Source organism: Ruegeria sp. AP12 (assembly GCF_056540025.1).
In genome coordinates this window covers 1-1,052 of record NZ_JBQFVZ010000100.1, presented here as the reverse complement: position 1 = coordinate 1,052, position 1,052 = coordinate 1, and the positions used below count along the sequence as shown (strand labels likewise).

Below are 1,052 nucleotides of genomic sequence, written 5' to 3'. Positions count from 1 at the left end.
GGATCGTAGAGCATCTGCTCAAGCGCAAAGAATCCGCGCCCCGCGACCGAGGTTTCGGCATAGGCGGCCGTGTCGTTCACGGCGGGGTCTTCTGCCGCGATGTGCTGCGATAGAGCCTTGGGCGTGAACCCTTTCGTGTCTGGCCAAAAGGCCATGGCAAAGGCGCGGTCGTCGGCCTCGGTGGGGCCAAAGCGCAGATGGCTGGCCGATATCCACGCGTCAAAGGCGGTGCCATAGGCCGTGCGCAAGGTCTCTGATTGAGGGACGCAATCGGATTGGGATGCGGAGGATAAAGCCTCGGTCGCGTCTGCCAATTCAGCAAAGCGCGGCAGAATATGCGCGGCAGGCACATCCGTCAGGATCGCTGCTCGGTCTTGGGCTGACGCCGCCAAAGGGGCGACTAAGGCAATGGCAAAAGCAAATAGGCGCATGGGTCACAGACTTTCGAGAAAACGGATAAGGGCGTCGCGGTCGGCTTTGGGCATGGTCACGACAGTGTCACGTGCGGTTTGTGCTTCGCCCCCGTGCCAAAGCACAACCTCAAGCAGGGTGCGGGCGCGCCCGTCATGTAGGAACTCAGTATGGCCGGACACGCGTTGGGTCAGACCAATCCCCCACAGGGGCGGCGTGCGCCATTCGCGGCCTGTGGCGCGGGCTTCGGGGCGGTTGTCAGCCAGACCGTCGCCCATGTCATGCAGCAAGAGGTCGGTATAGGGCCAGATCAGCTGAAAACTATGCTCGGGCCGGTCTTCCATGCGATGGGTGACATGGGTCGGGGTATGGCAGGCGGCGCAGCCTGTGGCGTGGAACACCTCTTTCCCGCGCAGCACTTGCGGGTCATCCACATCCCGACGACGCGGGACGCCCAGATTGCGGCTGTAGAAGGCCACGAGGTCCATGCCGACCTGATCCACCTCGAAGACGCGCACATCGCCGTCGCCATGCGGGGCTTTTATGCAATTGTCCTGCGCATCGGTGCAATCTCCGTACGGGGCGGGAAACAGCGGGGTCGAGATGCCGATATCACCTGCAAAAGCAGCCGCCGATTGCTC

At 62.6% G+C, this 1,052-nt stretch carries 2 protein-coding genes; both read right to left on the bottom strand.

What is annotated here, in order from left to right:
* Positions 1 to 431 (bottom strand): imelysin family protein (locus tag ACR0E6_RS21510; RefSeq protein WP_480587131.1); only part of this gene is annotated, 431 nt, incomplete at its 3' end.
* A 3-nt stretch (positions 432 to 434) separates the two neighbouring features.
* Positions 435 to 1,052: di-heme oxidoredictase family protein (locus ACR0E6_RS21505; protein WP_480587129.1), on the bottom strand; the 618-nt coding region annotated here is incomplete at its 5' end.